The sequence below is a fragment of the Oxalobacter aliiformigenes genome, from assembly GCF_027116575.1.
Lineage (GTDB): Bacteria > Pseudomonadota > Gammaproteobacteria > Burkholderiales > Burkholderiaceae_D > Oxalobacter > Oxalobacter aliiformigenes.
The window spans coordinates 1616710-1634562 of the sequence record NZ_CP098252.1; the positions used below are offsets into that span (position 1 = coordinate 1616710).

General features: G+C 36.0%; 14 protein-coding genes and 2 tRNA genes. 10 read left to right on the forward strand and 6 right to left on the reverse strand.

What is annotated here, in order from left to right:
* Nucleotides 1-65 precede the first annotated feature (65 nt).
* From miaA to NB647_RS07535, 4 genes are all read left to right on the forward strand, one after another.
* Nucleotides 66-1028 (forward strand): tRNA (adenosine(37)-N6)-dimethylallyltransferase MiaA, encoded by a 963-nt coding sequence (miaA, locus tag NB647_RS07520; RefSeq protein WP_269282737.1) that lies wholly within the window; start codon nucleotides 66-68, stop codon nucleotides 1026-1028.
* 235 nt (nucleotides 1029-1263) lie between these two features.
* A tRNA-Met gene (locus NB647_RS07525) sits at nucleotides 1264-1340 on the forward strand.
* A gap of 60 nt (nucleotides 1341-1400) precedes the next feature.
* A tRNA-Phe gene (locus NB647_RS07530) sits at nucleotides 1401-1476 on the forward strand.
* 325 nt (nucleotides 1477-1801) lie between these two features.
* On the forward strand, nucleotides 1802-2713 hold the full coding sequence (locus NB647_RS07535) for a hypothetical protein (RefSeq protein WP_269282739.1): 912 nt from the start codon (nucleotides 1802-1804) through the stop codon (nucleotides 2711-2713).
* A gap of 459 nt (nucleotides 2714-3172) precedes the next feature.
* Here NB647_RS07535 and NB647_RS07540 read toward each other — a convergent pair whose 3' ends face one another.
* The 6 genes from NB647_RS07540 to NB647_RS07565 form a co-directional block, all read right to left on the reverse strand.
* The gene (locus NB647_RS07540; protein WP_269282741.1) at nucleotides 3173-4483 is read right to left on the reverse strand and encodes an FkbM family methyltransferase; all 1311 of its coding nucleotides are present in this window, start codon (nucleotides 4481-4483) and stop codon (nucleotides 3173-3175) included.
* Nucleotides 4484-4570: 87 nt separating this feature from the next.
* Complete coding sequence (locus NB647_RS07545) at nucleotides 4571-4858, reverse strand: hypothetical protein (protein WP_269282742.1); 288 nt, start codon at nucleotides 4856-4858, stop codon at nucleotides 4571-4573.
* On the reverse strand, nucleotides 4800-6875 hold the full coding sequence (locus NB647_RS07550) for a hypothetical protein (protein ID WP_269282744.1): 2076 nt from the start codon (nucleotides 6873-6875) through the stop codon (nucleotides 4800-4802). The genes NB647_RS07545 and NB647_RS07550 overlap by 59 nt, the downstream gene beginning before the upstream one ends.
* Nucleotides 6876-6888: 13 nt before the next feature.
* Nucleotides 6889-8049 carry a Gfo/Idh/MocA family protein gene (locus NB647_RS07555; protein WP_269282745.1) on the reverse strand — a complete coding sequence of 387 codons (1161 nt, stop codon included), beginning with the start codon at nucleotides 8047-8049 and terminating at the stop codon, nucleotides 6889-6891.
* Between the two features lie 10 nt (nucleotides 8050-8059).
* Nucleotides 8060-9208, reverse strand: coding sequence for an ATP-grasp domain-containing protein (locus tag NB647_RS07560; protein WP_269282746.1), 1149 nt, complete (start codon nucleotides 9206-9208; stop codon nucleotides 8060-8062).
* Between the two features lie 94 nt (nucleotides 9209-9302).
* On the reverse strand, nucleotides 9303-10367 hold the full coding sequence (locus NB647_RS07565; RefSeq protein ID WP_269282748.1) for a DegT/DnrJ/EryC1/StrS family aminotransferase: 1065 nt from the start codon (nucleotides 10365-10367) through the stop codon (nucleotides 9303-9305).
* 691 nt (nucleotides 10368-11058) lie between these two features.
* On the opposite strand from NB647_RS07565, the gene NB647_RS07570 reads away from it, so the two are divergent.
* The 6 genes from NB647_RS07570 to NB647_RS07595 are packed head-to-tail and all read left to right on the forward strand — an operon-like array spanning nucleotide 11059 to nucleotide 17849.
* Nucleotides 11059-11925: a glycosyltransferase family 2 protein gene (locus tag NB647_RS07570; RefSeq protein ID WP_269282750.1), complete on the forward strand. Its 867-nt coding sequence runs from the start codon at nucleotides 11059-11061 to the stop codon at nucleotides 11923-11925.
* Nucleotides 11925-12953: a GDP-mannose 4,6-dehydratase gene (locus tag NB647_RS07575; RefSeq protein WP_269282752.1), complete on the forward strand. Its 1029-nt coding sequence runs from the start codon at nucleotides 11925-11927 to the stop codon at nucleotides 12951-12953. The genes NB647_RS07570 and NB647_RS07575 overlap by 1 nt, the downstream gene beginning before the upstream one ends.
* The gene (locus NB647_RS07580) at nucleotides 12931-13539 is read left to right on the forward strand and encodes a D-sedoheptulose-7-phosphate isomerase (RefSeq protein ID WP_269282754.1); all 609 of its coding nucleotides are present in this window, start codon (nucleotides 12931-12933) and stop codon (nucleotides 13537-13539) included. Before NB647_RS07575 ends, NB647_RS07580 begins: the two co-directional genes overlap by 23 nt.
* Nucleotides 13540-13547: 8 nt before the next feature.
* Nucleotides 13548-14609, forward strand: coding sequence for a GHMP family kinase ATP-binding protein (locus NB647_RS07585; RefSeq protein WP_269282756.1), 1062 nt, complete (start codon nucleotides 13548-13550; stop codon nucleotides 14607-14609).
* Nucleotides 14501-15793, forward strand: a complete 1293-nt coding sequence (gene gmhB / locus NB647_RS07590; protein WP_269282757.1) for a D-glycero-beta-D-manno-heptose 1,7-bisphosphate 7-phosphatase — start codon at nucleotides 14501-14503, stop codon at nucleotides 15791-15793. The genes NB647_RS07585 and gmhB overlap by 109 nt, the downstream gene beginning before the upstream one ends.
* A 7-nt stretch (nucleotides 15794-15800) precedes the next feature.
* Entirely contained in the window at nucleotides 15801-17849 is a 2049-nt protein-coding gene (locus NB647_RS07595) for a glycosyltransferase family protein (RefSeq protein ID WP_269282759.1), read from the forward strand.
* Nucleotides 17850-17853: the final 4 nt, after the last annotated feature.

Consider the following 17853-nt stretch of genomic DNA (forward strand, 5'->3'; position numbering starts at 1 on the left):
TTCCATTTGCCTGACCGAAAATCGGAAACATTCCAAAAAACCGCCAAAACAATCAATACACCCACATGAAGGAAACAAAACAACCTGTTATAGCCATCATGGGCCCGACTGCATCGGGAAAAACGGCCGCCGCACTTGAAATCGCCCGTCATATCCCGTCTGAAATCATGTCCGTCGATTCAGCCCTTGTATACCGTGACATGGATATCGGAACGGCCAAACCATCCAAAGAAGAGCGTGCGGCCGTCCCTCATCACCTCATCGACATCATCGATCCGTCAGAAGTCTATTCCGCAGCACGGTTTCGTGACGATGCCCTGCAACTGATTGCCGACATCCACAAACGGGGAAAACTGCCCCTGCTCGTCGGCGGGACCATGCTTTATTTCAACGCGCTGACCAGTGGTCTGGATATGCTTCCCCCCGCCAATCCGGCCATCAGAACCCGACTGGATCAAGAAGCCGCCCGAACAGGATGGCCGGCCCTGCATGCCAGACTGGCAGAACTGGATCCGGAAACAGCCGGTAAATTGAAACCGAATGATTCCCAACGTATCCAGAGAGCGCTTGAGGTCATCGAATTGACCGGAAAACCCTTATCCGCCCTGCAATCCGGAAAAAAACAGGACAACCTTCCTTTCCATCTGATTCCCATCGCACTGGAACCGTCTGACCGGAGCCAGTTACACAAACGAATAGCACAACGGTTCGACCAGATGCTTGAAAACGACAGACTGATAGAAGAAGTCAGACAACTGCGCAACCGTGGAGACCTTCACCTCGGGATACCTTCCATGCGTTGTGTCGGCTATCGCCAGACTTGGCAATATCTTGATGGAGAATTTGACCGCAACACTTTGCGCGAAAAAGGTATTGCAGCGACCCGGCAACTCGCCAAACGGCAATTGACCTGGCTGCGCGCCATGCCGGAACGGATAGTGATCGACTGTCTCTCCCCTGACGCAATTCACCAGATCATGAACCATATCGGTAAACTGAACATTCCAGGCTCTGTGATGACTGGCTGAAAACAGGCCTTTTCAAACCGGTCGAAACGGGATTCTTGCATGATTGCCTGAGTGACTTGTTCAACCAGTTGATTTTTCTTATATTTCTGGATTCAACATCCTTGCATTACAGAGTTTCTTTAAAACAATACTCATATTCACCAGTTTCCGGAAAAAGGCCATTCACAATCTTGCGACACTCTCTGAAAATCAGCTTGACAAGTTACGATAAACCCTTCAGAATAGCGATCTTCCTGGTGATATAGCTCAGCCGGTTAGAGCACAGCACTCATAATGCTGGGGTCGGTGGTTCAAGTCCACCTATCACCACCAAAATCAAATCGCTATAATGGTTTTTGAATTATTAAAAAAGCCTGTTATAATATCAAGATTGGCCTGGTAGCTCAGTTGGTAGAGCAGAGGACTGAAAATCCTTGTGTCGGTGGTTCGATTCCGCCCCGGGCCACCAAAATAAAAAAAAAGACAATCCTGATTGTCTTTTTTTTATACTCTTTTATCGAAGAATCAACCTACTCATGTGAGCCCGTGTTTTTGCCGATAAGCAACATAGGTTCATACTTGCTCAATCGTTTGCCTACTACTTCATGGGCACATTATCTATAAAACATAGCAACATATGTATTACTTGATATTTATTTAGAGGAACAATCGACAATTTATTCTAATGAATTGAAATCAAATAATACATATGTCAACACGTATCATGTAACATGATATAACCGTTAGCTCAATTTAATGATACTTATTGTGAAATCGTTACATAGAAATACTTTATGATTAATAAAAATAATCTATTTTTTATTATTTATACTCCAGTTTACAATGAAAACATTGGTGGCATTATTGTACTCCATAAACTATGTGCTATATTAAACAAAATGGGTATTTCAGCAAAATTATGGCATAACAATAATCCAGTCAAAATTTGCTCATTCAGTACATTAAAAAATAGAATTCGTTACAAAATCAAGTCTTTTTTTAACCATCAAAAATATAAATCTCCTTATAAACTTGATGTAGCCTCACCAAAAGAACTTAAAAATGCTATCGTTATTTACCCTGAAATCACTGATGGAAATCCTCTTGAGGCAAAAAAAGTTGTACGATGGTTATTATATACACCAGGTGCATTTACCGGAAAAATCAACTATGGAAATAATGAACTTTTTTTCTACTATAATCATCAGTTTGTCAACAAAAATTTTAAGTTCAAAGTATCAGGACAACTTACTGTTACTGAAAATATGAGAGATATCTACAAACAAGTAAATTTCGCTCCACGAAAAGGCACATGCTATATGGTAAGAAAAGGAAATAAGAGAAATCTTAATTATCATCCCAAAGATGCTCTTCAAGTCGATGGATATTCACACCGAGAACTTGCCGATATCTTCAACAAGTATGAATATTTCATTTCATATGATCTTCATACGATGTACTCAAACTATGCAGCAATGTGCGGATGCAAGTCTATTGTTGTTCCAGAATCAGGTAAATCACCCCAAGAAATATTGAATGAACAGAACTATAGACCTGGAGTAGCATATGGACGAGAAGATATCAGTAGAGCTCTCGCTACACGACATCTTCTCTTTGAAAATGATGAACAAAGGGAAATAAAAGAACAAAAGTATGTAAAAGAATTTATTGAAATATGCTACACTCGTTTTTATAATAAAAAATAATACAATATAAGCATTTTCTCTATAAAATCATTGAAAATTTTATCTAGATTTTTATATCATTTTAATAACAATCTAAAATTACCAAACAATATTATTAATAAAATTCCTCTTTACAATCAACACTACCCACAATAGTAATCCCTGAATTCAAATAAAAATAAAATTGTCAATTTTATGCAATATAAATAATCACCTTCAATTAATATCCATAACGATATTTTTCGGCACACTTAAAAATACACTTATTACTTATTCGACACTCAATTTAATATTAAAAACCCATAACCTTCAAATTCAAACCAACAATAACCCATCAATCAAGCATAATATACTTAAATCTTTTTTTCCAATCTGATTTTTGATATATTTTTCATCGACCACACATCAAAAATCTTCCCAAATATAATCCCCTTAAAAATAAATATATTCCAAGTAGTTTGCTGTTTCCAGTACAATTTGCTACCTATTACAAATTTTATTATAAAGCCAATCACGAAATGAAATATTTCTTATTTTTTTCTCTGATTCTAACAACAAATTTTTAGTGGTTTGTACCTCTTCCTTCATTTCCTTTTCAAGGATATACAATGGTTTGACAGGTACAGCAATATCTCTTGCTATTGCAAAAATTACACTTTCATCTCCATGTACAGTACTATGGGAAAAATAAAAACGGTACCCTAAATCAAGACTATTAATGAATTCAGGCAATTCATAAAAATCAATCAATTTGTGATATACACAAATAGCTAACGTAGGACGGAATTTTCTGATTGTACTTTCTGCTCCTCTTAAAGCCATCATTTCCGCGCCTTCAATATCCATTTTTATATAATCTACTTTTTCCAGACCTAAATTATCAACGGTCTGATCAATCGATGTAGAAAAACAATGCCAAGAATTCGAAGAAGAAACCGTTTCTTCTAATGACTTACCGGCAAAATCATCAACAAACACCTGAGTTGCCGGTCCAGTTCCTTCAATTGACATTTTTATATCAGGTTTTGTCCATACAGGCCTAGGTACTAACGTAATATTTGGACTAAGATGAGGATTTAAACGCATATTTTCTTTAAATACTACTAAATTTTCTGGCAAGAATTCAAAAGAAATAACACGTCCGGTTTCACCTGATCTGCTTGCAAAATAAAGTGATGTTCCCCCAAAACATGCGCCACAATCAAGAACGACATCGCCATTTTGAGGTGTATAAACATTCCATCTACCTCGAAATTCATATTGCGAATAAATAAATTCGTTAAATATGCCAAACCCATCAGAAAATAATTCTACATCATATCCAAATTGTCGGAGATTAATCTTTCTTAAATTAGTTATTTTTTCAGAAAATGACTCACCCTCTGCCTCCAATCCAGACAAAATCTTCATTGCTTCCCAAAAAGCCTCCGTATCCAAAGGCATTTTTACATATCTCCATCCAATTGCACGATATGCTAAAACAGTTAATAACAATAATTTAGAATCTATATCTGCCATATTGCTATAAAGCCATTGCCAATGTTTTCCTCCAGGTTTGCAAAATTCCTTAGCGTGCTCAATTAAATCACTTACGGAATTCGAATCTATTCCATAGGGCTCAGGAGACATGTTAAAAGAAAGCCGAAGATACTTCTGGAGCTTTATATTAACAGCACAATACTTCACTACAGCAAGAAAATCATTATAAAAATCATCAGATACTTTATTTAGCGCATCGCTTGCAATTGGAATGGCTTCAAAAGCACGACGAGAATTTCTAATATAAAACATCACTATATCCTAAAAATATGAATTTATTAATTCTACAAGTCCTATCTCCAGAATTTATCCAGAAAGTAAAAAATTTTGATAGACTTCTTACAAAATATCATAATCATCGTTACAAAATCGTTTCAATGCAGTCAGGTAACGTTCCCGACTATACAATCTATTTTGCATATCTACATAATGATCGATACATCTTTTTCTCAATTCCCCATCTTCCTCGAATCTATTTATTTCCTCCACAATCCCTTTGCTCATCTCATCATAAGAGCTAAAAATATTATTTGTATTGAAATTTTCTGTTTCCGGAAAAAATTCCTGGTTATATACAGCAAAAGCTATCCCCCCCCAATAAAAAGGTCTGTGCAAAATAACCATCAAATCCTTCTCCAAAAGTAATCATGAATTTTGACTCTGATACCAATCCAGCAAACTCATCAAAAGTCATTTCTTTTATTTCTTTCAGTTCATATTCTGGCAATTTTTCTGCCAATTTCCCCAATATACCTTTCTTCTTCTCATGTGTATCCGGTGAATATAAAATCCTTTTTTTCTTTTTCTCAAAAGGTATCACTGCATATGGCGATAAATCTGTAAATGGCGGTATCAATAACGTTCTCAGTCCATAACGATCAGCATACTCCTGAGTGCTATACTGGTCATGTGCTGTTGTTTGTGTAATATTCCGTGTCAACAAATATAAATCTGCAAACTCTGCACGTTCCGGCATCAAACGGATATTTTGATTCATAATATTAATATGCAAATTTCTGAGCTTGCCTAAATACACTTCCATCTGGTTTATCATAGTCACATGCTCATAAAATGTTGATGCCGACTCTTCTGGAATAAATATTGTCAGATCCTTTACTTTTGAAAACAATAGCAATTGTGAAAATCGGTAAACGATAAATTCATTCCGAAAATGCGTTTGAAGCACATAAGTACGCTGATCATGATTCGGACGTGTCATAATTATTACTTCGCATCCATGCATATCCTTCAAGGATTTCATTTCCTTGGCAATCATGAAAAACGAATAGATCCCACCTGACATAAAATCCCCTTCTGGAACCAATATCACCATTAGCCTCTCAGACAGAAGATTTTCTCTTGTAATCAATATATCTTGTATTGAAGGATATAATTTTTCATTACTAACTAACATGCCCTGCACAATAGTTTCTTTAGACAAGCGCGGATAGACATCATAATCATCGTTACAAAATCGTTTCAATGCAGTCAGGTAACGTTCCCGACTATACAATCTATTTTGCATATCTACATAATGATCGATGCATCTTTTTCTCAATTCCCCATCTTCCTCGAATCTATTTATTTCCTCCACAATCCCTTTGCTCATCTCATCATAAGAGCTAAAAATATTATTTGTATTGAAATTTTCTGTTTCCGGAAAAAATTCCTGGTTATATACAGCAAAAGCTATCCCCCCCAATAAAAAGGTCTGTGCAAAATAACCATCAAATCCTTCTCCAAAAGTAATCATGAATTTTGACTCTGATACCAATCCAGCAAACTCATCAAAAGTCATTTCTTTTATTTCTTTCAGTTCATATTCTGGCAATTTTTCTGCCAATTTCCCCAATATACCTTTCTTCTTCTCATGTGTATCCGGTGAATATAAAATCCTTTTTTTCTTTTTCTCAAAAGGTATCACTGCATATGGCGATAAATCTGTAAATGGCGGTATCAATAACGTTCTCAGTCCATAACGATCAGCATACTCCTGAGTGCTATACTGGTCATGTGCTGTTGTTTGTGTAATATTCCGTGTCAACAAATATAAATCTGCAAACTCTGCACGTTCCGGCATCAAACGGATATTTTGATTCATAATATTAATATGCAAATTTCTGAGCTTGCCTAAATACACTTCCATCTGGTTTATCATAGTCACATGCTCATAAAATGTTGATGCCGACTCTTCTGGAATAAATATTGTCAGATCCTTTACTTTTGAAAACAATAGCAATTGTGAAAATCGGTAAACGATAAATTCATTCCGAAAATGCGTTTGAAGCACATAAGTACGCTGATCATGATTCGGACGTGTCATAATTATTACTTCACATCCATGCATATCCTTCAAGGATTTCATTTCCTTGGCAATCATGAAAAACGAATAGATCCCACCTGACATAAAATCCCCTTCTGGAACCAATATCACCATTAGCCTCTCAGACAGAAGATTCATCGTATCAATCAAACAGTCCTGAACGATTGGGAAAAATTTTTCTTTATTTTGTGATGAGTTAAATATCTCTAAATTGTCTTTTCCTACAAACAGTTCAAAAAGATATTTTCTAAGCCTTCTTCGCCATGAAGGTATAATAATCCAGAAAGTGAGCCAATTAGCAAGTCTTTTACAAATTTTCATTATAAATAATCATCTAAAGCACATTTTCAGGTACTTTCACCCATTTTCCTTCAGCTATTGAACGACTTACCGAACTCAAAAAAACCAATCCTTCAATGGATTCATCTAACCCAAAAACATAAGGGCCTTTTCTATCCTTTTTATCTTCCCAAAAAGCAAACAAATCTTTAGCGATATCACAATAATAATTCGCAAATGCTTCTATATATCCAGCTGGATGCCCTACCTTAAACCTAGAATAGACTACATCGTTTGCACAAAAAATCCCTGCATTACCTCTATCCAATATACTACGTTCTCCAGTATCTTTATAGAGATAGAAAATTTCTGGTCTTTCTTGCTGCCACTCTACTGCACCTCGCTCTCCATATATATAGAACTTTAGGCCATTTCTGTTTCCGAGAGCAGTCTTGCTGTACCAGATATTAACAAATACATCATTGGTATAATTAGCCAATACATTAATATTATCGACAATACCTTTAAAGTTACCATAGTTTGCTGCATGAGCAACGAGTTTAATAGGTTTCTCTTGAATTAAAAAATCGACTAAATGATGAACATGTATTCCCAAATCAAGTGAGATAGTAGGTATACTTCCATCATATAATCGCCAATTTTGAGGAACTACTGGATTTCCATCAACATTTTTTTTCAAAAACCCTTCTTGAGGCATTTCTATTTTAACTTGCTGTATCTTTCCAAGAATACCTTTACGTATAATTTCACGAATTTCTCGAACGATTGGATATCCAGTATAGTTGTAAGTTACTCTTAAAAAACCGCCATATTTTCGGTACAGATCACGTAAAAGCACAACTTCATCAAGGTTGGAAACAAGCGCCTTTTCACATATTACAGGAATTCCTTTTGTAACACATTTTTCCAGTTGATTAATGTGCTGATCCTGCGGTGTCAAAATAACGATAGCATCAATATTATTTTTTTCATCATGTATTAAATCCTCTAAAGAAAAGTAAATTCGATTTTCAGGAACTCCATATACATAACCAGATTCTATATTAATATTTTTATTGCGACTGAAACACCCTGCAACTAATTGAAACATACCATCCATTTGAGAAGAAACAAAATGTGCGCGACCAACAGCAGAATTGATAGCTCCCCCAACAAATGCAAGCCTAATCTTCTCATGTTTTCTTTTTCTATTCATATTTAATACTTTATACAGAAAGTGAATACAAACCACGTCGCATGATAATGTCTTTTATTCTACAAATATCATTTTTGTTATCACAAGACACAAACATAATACCTACTCTACCAAATGGACTCTTTTTTATACGTTCTCCCGATTTCGCGAGAGAAAAATAATCAATCAGATTTATTGAAACATGATAATTAATGGAATAAAAATCCAATTCTTCATCAGTAGTTACTGTATGCCTTAACACATAATCGTTTTTTTTACATATCTCTTCTTTATGCAAAATTCCTAAAAAACCTTTCAAATACATTTTGGCATAAGGATATCCCGTAGACAATTCAACTAATCTAGAATAAAGATCACCTGGGCAACGACGAGTAAGTTCAATCAGCCAAAACCTGTTTCCATTGCTAATTAACTGGGTATGCAACAAACCATCCTGAAGTTTCAGATCATTAACAATATATTCAATACACTGCCTGATTTCTTTAAGAAGATTCTTATCAAAAAAGTAATCTATATAACTTGTATCAACAACAAACTCATTGGCAGAGCCATATTCTGCTACAATAAAATCTTGAACAATCTTTCCATTACAAATAAATGCAGTATGACTATAAAGATTTCCATTAACATATTCTTCAATAATAAAATTTTTCGAACGTGAATAACATTTAGCTTCCTCAATTGCTCCTATCAATTCTTCCTCATTTTCAATAATCCTTATCCCTCTTCCACTATAAGAATCTACTGGTTTTACCAGAACCTTTACTCTTATATCATTTAAGCCATGAACCTTAAAAACTTTGGGCACAGGAAGTTTTTTTAAGGCAGAGTAAGATCTGAATTTTTCTTTATTAAATAATATTTCTGTCTTATCTATTGGATCAATAACAACATTTTTATTGCTTTCCTTAATCTTTGAACAAGTAAGATAAGAAATATCATTGCAACCAGGAACAACCGCCGAATAATTTTCTTTTAATATGTGTCTTTTTAAACTTTGAAGATCACTATAATCTAATTTTATATATTTTTTTCTTGCTATACGAGCCAGAAAATCTTCATCATTACTGCCACAAACATACACATTATTCGTCAATTTCTTCAATTCCAGATAAATAGGGAAAGAAGAAATATTCGTATCAAGAAGAAGAATTTTCATTTAATTTATACCGGAAAGCACCTAAAATGCCATATAATCAATTAATGACAATAAAAAATTTCAACTACTTATAACATCGACATTTACTTATTTCTTACAATCTGCTACAGATTGCTTTTACTGTTTCCTCTTTCATTCCAACAAAAAGTGGCAAACATGCAATCCGTGATGAAATGTCTTCAGAAATCGGATTATTATTTTTTACTTTTAGATAGTGTAATTTATTCAAGCTAGGATAAAAATACCGACGAGGATAAATATCCATTTTTCGCAAGCGATCAAACGCAGCCAAAAGTTCATTTTCACTCTCAAAGAGTACGGGATAGTAAGCGTAGTTATACTCTAAATTTCTCTGTTCTTTAGGACGCTCTATTTTTTTTATAAGCAATGAATTATAAAGTTCTGATATTTTTTTACGTTCAGCAATAATTTCTTTTAGGTACCGAAAGTTACATAAACCCATAGCAGCATTGAACTCATCCTGTTTAGCATTTATGCCTAACATATAATGCGAATCCCCTTCATGCCCAAAACGCCTAAGTAAATTCAACTTATCGGAAACATCCTTGTCTTGCACAAGGCAGCCCCCTCCTTCAATAGTATGAAAAAGCTTTGTCGCATGAAACGAAAGGGTCGAAATATCGCCATAAGAACAAAGCGCTCTTCCCTTGTAGAAACTACCAAATGTATGAGCCGCATCATATATGACCTTCAAATCATGCTTTTTGGCAATACTTTCTATTGCATCTACATCACATGCATAACCAAAAACATGTACAGGCATGATTGCTTTGGTTCTAGGGGTAATCGCCTCTTCAATTTTTGAAACATCAATCGTGAAATTTTTAGGTTCAATATCAACAAATACAGGCGTACAACGTTCCCAGAGTATCGAAGATACCGTTGCCACATAACTGAATGGTGTTGTGATTACCTCACCTTCCGTAATCCCCAAAGCATGAAGAGCAAGTTGAAGCGCAATCGTTCCGTTTGTTACGTAGTGAAAATGTTCAATCCCAAGAAATTTCCGCATCGTCTGTTCAAATTCCTGAACATTTGGCCCCTGATTAGTCAAAATACCCCGATCAAAGATATCGGAAACTTTTTTCAAAAATTCCTCTTTCGGAGGCAAAAAAGGTCGCGTTACATAAATACTCATAATTAAATAAACACCACAAATCGAACACCACTCTGACTTCCACAACTTACTTCACTTAAACCTTCAGACAAGTTAGTGGCCTAAGCTCCCTCTATCGTCCTCCTTATCCTCAGAGACAATCACTTCATCAACAACGCATTCAGACACTTACTGCTTTTTAGCGGACACGACATCTATAGCTTCACATAACTCACTGATAATAATATGTTTTTTAACTCTCTAACAATTCGCGTAGCACAAAAAACGCTACAAACGTGTACGTATGTCCGCCACTATTTTTGCTCCCGTAGCGGCGTCTACTGCTATAGAAACATTTGTCAGACACACAACAAATTTTCTCTATGTCCGCTAAAAAGCATTAAATCACATTTATAACTATAAATTGCCACAACACGTTTTCGTCACAATCTATAAGAAAAACAATACCTAACAAGGTCTTCAGTATAGCTGCATCATGACAACCTGTCTACATTTTTTAAAAATGTCTTTCTCTAAAAAATCTTAAAAATTGATTTATATCAACAGGTTGGTAGTTCTGTATATCTGTTAATGCTTTTTAAAAGAATTTGAAAGATACCCAAAGATATTTGACCCAAAAATCCATAATAAAACATCGTCTCAAGTACGTTACACCAGACACAATGCAATATTACTTTCGCTAAAAAAGTTATAACTACCCGATTATTATCAGATGATATCCATAATAGTCCCGGTTTTTGAATCAGAAAAAACCATCAAGAGATGTCTCGAATCCATTTTGAATCAAAGTTATCAGGACTTCGAGATTGTGGTTGTTTATAAGGAAGGAAATGATAAAACTTTAGACGTCATCAATTCGCTTCATGATTCACGTATAAGAGTCGTTTATCAGCACCAAGAAAGTGGTCCGGGAGGAGCAAGAAATATTGGAATAGATTCGTCCACAGGTGAACATTTGGGATTTGTAGAATCGGACGACTTTATTGAAAAGGATTTTTATAGAAAGCTCTATCAAAGAATTGAAAACGATAAAAGCGATATAGCATGGGGAGAAATATGCAGGCAAGATAAAAATACCATGTGGACGTTACACGACCGGAACTCTGTTGAAACAGTTTTTTTTGAAAAATATAGCAAGGTCAGTAATGGGGCATCTTTTGATAAGCTGTTCAAGGCTTCTTTGATCAAAAACCACTCGATCAGATTTACCGAAAAACTCCGGTATGAAGATAATCCATTCCTATTAAAGGCGTTTTATTATTCTGACAAAATCAGTCTCGTGAAAAACGCTATATATTTTTATGGTCCCACTCCTCATTCTAGCGAATATCGTGAGAAACTGAAACGATGCGTTATTCCGATTGCGGCAGAAATGACTGATTTTGCCAAAGCCTGCCATTTTTCACCACGGGAAATGAAGTTATTGCAAAAGAAAATCATTAAATCTTTTGCTTCATCATTTATTTTTGAATCTGATGTCTATATTCCTTTAAAAGAGATTAGCGGAATTCCCTTCCGGTTCAAAATACGATATTTAAAAAGAAAATTGAAAAGTATATTTAAAAGGAAAAACAATTGATGAAAAAGAAAGCGTTCATAACCGGCATAACCGGAATGGTTGGTTCGCATCTGGCTGATTATCTTGTCCGCGAAACAGACTGGGAAGTTTATGGAATGTACCGATGGAGAAGCCCTCTGGACAATATCCGTCATTTAATAAATGACATCAACTCGAAAAACCGTATTCACCTGGTATATGGTGATTTGAGAGACGCTATTTCAATTGACAATGCAGTCAAAGAAGTATTGCCGGATTATGTTTTTCATCTCGCTGCACAAAGTTATCCCAAAACGAGTTTTACAGCACCGTTAGATACCTTGGATACCAATATTCAGGGTACTACGAGAGTACTGGAAGCATTGAAAAACTTCGCACCGAATGCCGTTATCCACGTTTGCGCCTCTTCTGAAGTCTTCGGGCGTGTCTCCAAAGAAAAATTGGCTGAAATGGGAGGCGTCATCAATGAAGAATGTACATTCCACCCCGCTTCTCCTTACGCCATTTCCAAAGTCGGAACTGATCTGGTTGGAAGATATTACGCACAAGCTTTCGGCATGACAGTCATGACCACCCGTATGTTCACTCATACAGGACCGAGACGTGGTGATGTCTTTGCGGAAAGTACATTTGCCAAACAGATCGCCATGATTGAAGCCGGTTTGTTACCGCCTGTCGTCAAGGTTGGAAATCTTGATTCACTTCGCACTTTCGCCGATGTCCGCGATGCAGTCAGAGCTTATTACATGCTCGTAACGGTCAATCCGATTGCAGGTGAATACTACAACATTGGTGGAACATATACCTGCAAGGTCGGAGAAATGCTGGATTATCTGATATCCCAGTCGAAAATGAAAGATCAGATAAAAATTGAAATTGATCCGGAAAGGCTGCGCCCTATCGATGCCGATTTGCAAATACCGGATACCTCCAAATTCGAAAGACATTCAGGATGGAAACCGGAAATTCCTTTTGAAAAAACCATGACGGATCTTCTTGATTACTGGCGTGAAAGAGTTGCACGTGGTGAAAAATTTCTTCAGCGCTAAAAAACAATATGAATTGAAAATGAAAGAAATTGAAATCGCACTTGATCAGATTGCATACAATTTTATCAATCTGAAAAACAAAGCTCTCATAATCAATGACATCTCAAAAGTCTGGATAAATGCCTTATCCAACGGCAACAAAGTTATATTTTGTGGAAATGGTGGCTCCGCTGCCGATTCGCAACACCTCGCAGCCGAATTGATGGGACGTTACAAAATAGACCGTAATCCAATGGCCTCAATCAGTCTTACCGTCGATACATCCGCTCTTACCGCTATCGGGAATGATTATGGTTATGAAAAAGTCTTTTCGCGACAATTAAGAGGAATTGGCAAAACAGGCGATGTTCTGGTCGGCATTTCTACATCAGGCAATTCAAAAAACATTCTGGATGCCTTTCAGACAGCAAAAGAACTCGGTATCAAAACGGTTGCATTTACCGGCGAAGGAGGTGGAGCCATGAAAAAAGAAGCTGACTTATGCCTCAATGTCCCCTCTACTGTGACCAATAACATTCAGGAAATGCACATTGCCTGCGGTCACATGATTTGCGGAATCGTTGAAAATCATTTTTACGGCAAGTAAAAAACAGAATGATTATTACAAGAACTCCATATCGTATTTCATTTTTTGGTGGCGGAACCGATTATCACACCTGGTACCAAGAACATGGCGGAAATATATTATCCACCAGCGTCAACCATTACAACTACATCAGTTGCCGTTATCTACCGCCCTTCCACCCGGAATACCGGAATCGTATTGCATGGAAAATACTGGAGCTGACCGAAAAATTCGAGAAAATCCAGCATAACGCCATTAAAGCAGCGTTATTGTATTATCAGGTGCCCCATGGTGTTGAAATCAGCAATCAGTGTGATCTGCCCGCGCGTTCCGGACTGGGATCAAGTTCATCATTTTGTGCCGGCCTGATTAAAGCAATTTATGCATTGAAAGGTGAAATGATCGCCAAATACGGTCTGGCCAAGGAAACCATCAAACTGGAAAGAGAAATTCTGAAAGAAGATGGCGGAATACAGGATCAGATAGCCGCTGTCTATGGAGGACTGAATCATATCATCATCAACCATAATGGCTCTTTTTCCGTCAACCCGATCGTGATTAGCGATGCGAGAAAAAACAGCCGTCTGATGCTCTTTTTTACGGGAATAGCCCGTACATCCGCCGAAATCGCAAAAGAACAGGTCAAATCAACAAAAGATAAAACAGCACAGTTATCGCAAATGTCTTCACTCGTCAATGACGCCTGCCGGATACTGACCTCTGAAACGGAAAATCTGGACGACTTCGGAAAACTGCTTCATGAGACATGGATGTTGAAACGCTCGCTGACAGACAAGATCAGCAATTCACTCATTGACGAAATATATGCGACCGGAATAAAAAACGGCGCTCTTGGCGGAAAAGTTCTTGGCGCTGGTGGAGGCGGTTTCATATTGTTTTACGCACAATCTGAAAAACAGTCACAAATCAAAAAGGCCCTGCGCAATCTGATCCATGTTCCGTTCAAGTTCGATGATCAGGGATGCCAGATCATCCTGTATGCACCGAAACAGTACCACTCTTCTACCTACGAAAAGCTGGATTACATCCATCTGCAAAACCAGAACGAAAAAATAAAACTGCGACCATGAAAGTCATCATCCTTGCTGGCGGAATGGGAACACGACTTAAAAACGTCGTCAGAAACGTTCCCAAACCCATGGCAGACATCAACGGAACACCTTTTCTGGAATTGCTCCTCGAAAATCTTGCCAAACAGGGTGCCGAGGAATTCATTCTGTGCGTTTCCCACTTGCGAAACATAATCATCCAACACTTTGGCAACAACTACCACGGAATTCCCATCAGATATTCCATCGAGGAAAACGCACTTGGAACAGGTGGCGCCATCAAACAGGCATTTGAGCTTTTCCACCTTGACAAAGCACTCGTCATCAACGGCGATACCTTTGTCAAAGCCGATTATGCGTCATTCGTCAAAGAGTGTGCAGAAAACCAGCTGGCCGTCATGCTGAAAGCCGTCGATAACGCAAACCGATACGGACGTGTGGAAACGGAAGGAAAAAAAATCATCTCATTCCATGAAAAAAGTCCTGAAAAGACAGCCGGTCTGATCAATGCCGGTGTTTACTGGATTAAAGCGGATATTTTCGAAGGAACATTCCCCCAAAAATTCTCGTTTGAAAAGGACTTTCTGGAACCTAACACACCTTTCTTGAAACCCGGTTTTTATTATGCGGAAGATTATTTCATCGATATCGGTATACCTGAAAGTTATGCCAGGGCTTGTCGGGAGCTGAAAGAAATCATTGCCGGAACAAAAAAAAACAAAGCACTTTTCCTGGATCGAGATGGAGTGATCAACGTCGACAAACACTACGTTTATAAAATAGAAGATTGTGAATTCATCGAAGAAATTTTCGACATTTGCCGTGCAGCAAAAAAGAGTGGTTACAAGCTCATTGTAGTCACCAACCAGGCCGGCATTGCGAAAGGTTATTTCACTGAAGAAGACTTCCATCAGTTTATGGACCATGTCAAAGCGGAATTCGTCAGACAAGGATGTCCTCTTGACGATATTTTTTATTGTCCTTACCACATAGACGGTTTCGGGAAATATAAAAAAGATTCTGAAGACAGAAAACCGAACCCGGGAATGATTCTGAAAGCAGCCCAAAAGCATAACATTGACCTAAAACAATCCATCCTGATCGGTGATAAGGAAAGTGACATTGAAGCGGGTAAAAATGCAGGCATAAAAAATGCATTTATATTACACAAAAAAACATTAAAGATATTTCTAAAACTAATATAACACAAATATGAAGATTTGTTTTTTCAATATATTTGGTGAACTAAAAAACGCAGAGCAAGAAACCTTAATGCGTTTAAAATACTGCTTTGAAAAACAAGGTCACATGCTTATAATTTCAGACCGGTATGGATTTATAAACGAAGGAAAATATAAAGGAAACCATATAGAAGATTTAGACATTGATTTTCTATTTACATACAATACATTTGAATTCGCATTGGCAATAGTACCAGATATTTTCTCAGTTTTTCTACACTGGTCTCCAATCGGATTTGTTGCCAATTTCCAAACAATCCTTGAATTAAAAGCATTTAATCAATATGATTATTTTGGTGGATTTTATGAAACTAATATTATTAAAAATTATTTAAACATAAATCCTGGAGAAATATCTCCAATTGCTTCGTCTGTTCCTGAAGATTTTTCTATTAAACCACAAAAAAAAGCAAAAAAGAAGTTATTTTATGTAGGCATAAACTTCGAAAGAAAACTTGTTGCCATGCGTTATGAGACTTTGTTTAAGGAATTAGACAAAAGCAATCTTATAGATATTTATGGACCAAAAGAAGTATATGGTCAAAAAAACTTATGGGCAGGTTTCTCCAGTTATCGTGGAGAAATCCCATTTGATGGTAAATCAATTTTAAAATCAATTAATGAAGCAGGAATTTGTTTAGCATTGAATTCACCAATGCACAACGATGCTAATGCCGTTTCTAATAGATTATTTGAGGCAGCTGCCGCTGGGGCAGTCATCATATCAGATGATAACAAATATGTTCGCGATAAATTTGGTGATTCTGTTTTCTATATCAATCCAAATGATGAAAAGAAATCTGCAAAGCAAATACTAGAGATAATTAATTGGATAGAAGAAAATCCTAACAATGCTTATGAGATGGCATGTAAATCACAAAATGTATTTCTGAAAGACTTAGGTCTGAACAGAATGACAGAAGATTTTATTTATAAAACAAAACTCAGAATATATGAACTAAACAACATTAATAGTCAAAAAGATGTCATTGACATCATTTGTTACATTGATTCAATCGATGACTATACTAATATTAGTAGACAATTAAACAAGCAATATTACCAAAATTTCCATTTACTGCTCGTAACTGATAAACCAATTTATGAAAAAATACAAAAAAATATAAAATACAGCAATACTTTTATTGAGAAAGATAATGAATTCAAAGGAAAAAACCTTTATGAATGTTTTTCAAAAATGAAGGGAAGTTTCTTTACATTTATGGATGGCTTTTGTATTATGCACAAAAGACATATCCACAAAAACCTTGAAACGATAAAATCGACAAACTGTTATTTTTGCTATTCAGGCTGTTACATAAAAGATAAAAGTAGTAACAAATATATCGTTATCAACAACAGAGAAATTTCAAGAGATGAATTTTTATCATTTAAAAATATAGATAACATTAACTGGGAATATAAAGACATGCAATGTTTATTCATTGAAACAATATTCTCACGAAATTGCTGCATTTTCAGAAAAGACATCATGAAATATGTTGATTTTGAAGAAGCGTCAAAAATTAGTAATGCTATACACTATTATATTGCATGTTGTCTGTTAATAAAAACCAATAGTTTAGGTAGATTTACATATGCATTAACCGCCGGATATCATGGATCAGATATTAACGATGTTAACAACACCGCATTTCAGCATAGGAAATTCTGGCATGATAATAGAAGATCAGCAAAGTTATTTATAAATGAATTCAACTTAGTATTTTTTAAATATACATTTGAAACATTACCAAACTTTATTCCATATAGGAATCTATTAGGAGAAAAGGTTTTTTACAATGAAGAAGAACCACAACAAAAAATTTTACCAAGAAATGAAAAAAGAATTTTAAAATACATAGAAAAAAGTAAAATTTCCAGAAGCATTCTCAATTTAGTCTTATTAGATAGAAATATAAGAAAAATTGATGGTCACATGAAATATATCCTTTTTTTAAGGAAGCATCATTTTATACGTAATATATTTCATCAGCTTTCAAAGAAAATAGAAATTTGACCCA

Coding starts and splice junctions, on each gene's coding strand:
- miaA (WP_269282737.1), top strand. CDS start 66: ATGAAGGAAACAAAACAACCTGTTATAGCCATCATGGGCCCGACTGCA.
- NB647_RS07535 (WP_269282739.1), top strand. CDS start 1,802: ATGATTAATAAAAATAATCTATTTTTTATTATTTATACTCCAGTTTAC.
- NB647_RS07540 (WP_269282741.1), bottom strand. CDS start 4,483: ATGTTTTATATTAGAAATTCTCGTCGTGCTTTTGAAGCCATTCCAATT.
- NB647_RS07550 (WP_269282744.1), bottom strand. CDS start 6,875: ATGAAAATTTGTAAAAGACTTGCTAATTGGCTCACTTTCTGGATTATT.
- NB647_RS07555 (WP_269282745.1), bottom strand. CDS start 8,049: ATGAATAGAAAAAGAAAACATGAGAAGATTAGGCTTGCATTTGTTGGG.
- NB647_RS07560 (WP_269282746.1), bottom strand. CDS start 9,208: ATGAAAATTCTTCTTCTTGATACGAATATTTCTTCTTTCCCTATTTAT.
- NB647_RS07565 (WP_269282748.1), bottom strand. CDS start 10,367: ATGAGTATTTATGTAACGCGACCTTTTTTGCCTCCGAAAGAGGAATTT.
- NB647_RS07570 (WP_269282750.1), top strand. CDS start 11,059: ATGATATCCATAATAGTCCCGGTTTTTGAATCAGAAAAAACCATCAAG.
- NB647_RS07575 (WP_269282752.1), top strand. CDS start 11,925: ATGAAAAAGAAAGCGTTCATAACCGGCATAACCGGAATGGTTGGTTCG.
- NB647_RS07585 (WP_269282756.1), top strand. CDS start 13,548: ATGATTATTACAAGAACTCCATATCGTATTTCATTTTTTGGTGGCGGA.
- gmhB (WP_269282757.1), top strand. CDS start 14,501: ATGCCAGATCATCCTGTATGCACCGAAACAGTACCACTCTTCTACCTA.
- NB647_RS07595 (WP_269282759.1), top strand. CDS start 15,801: ATGAAGATTTGTTTTTTCAATATATTTGGTGAACTAAAAAACGCAGAG.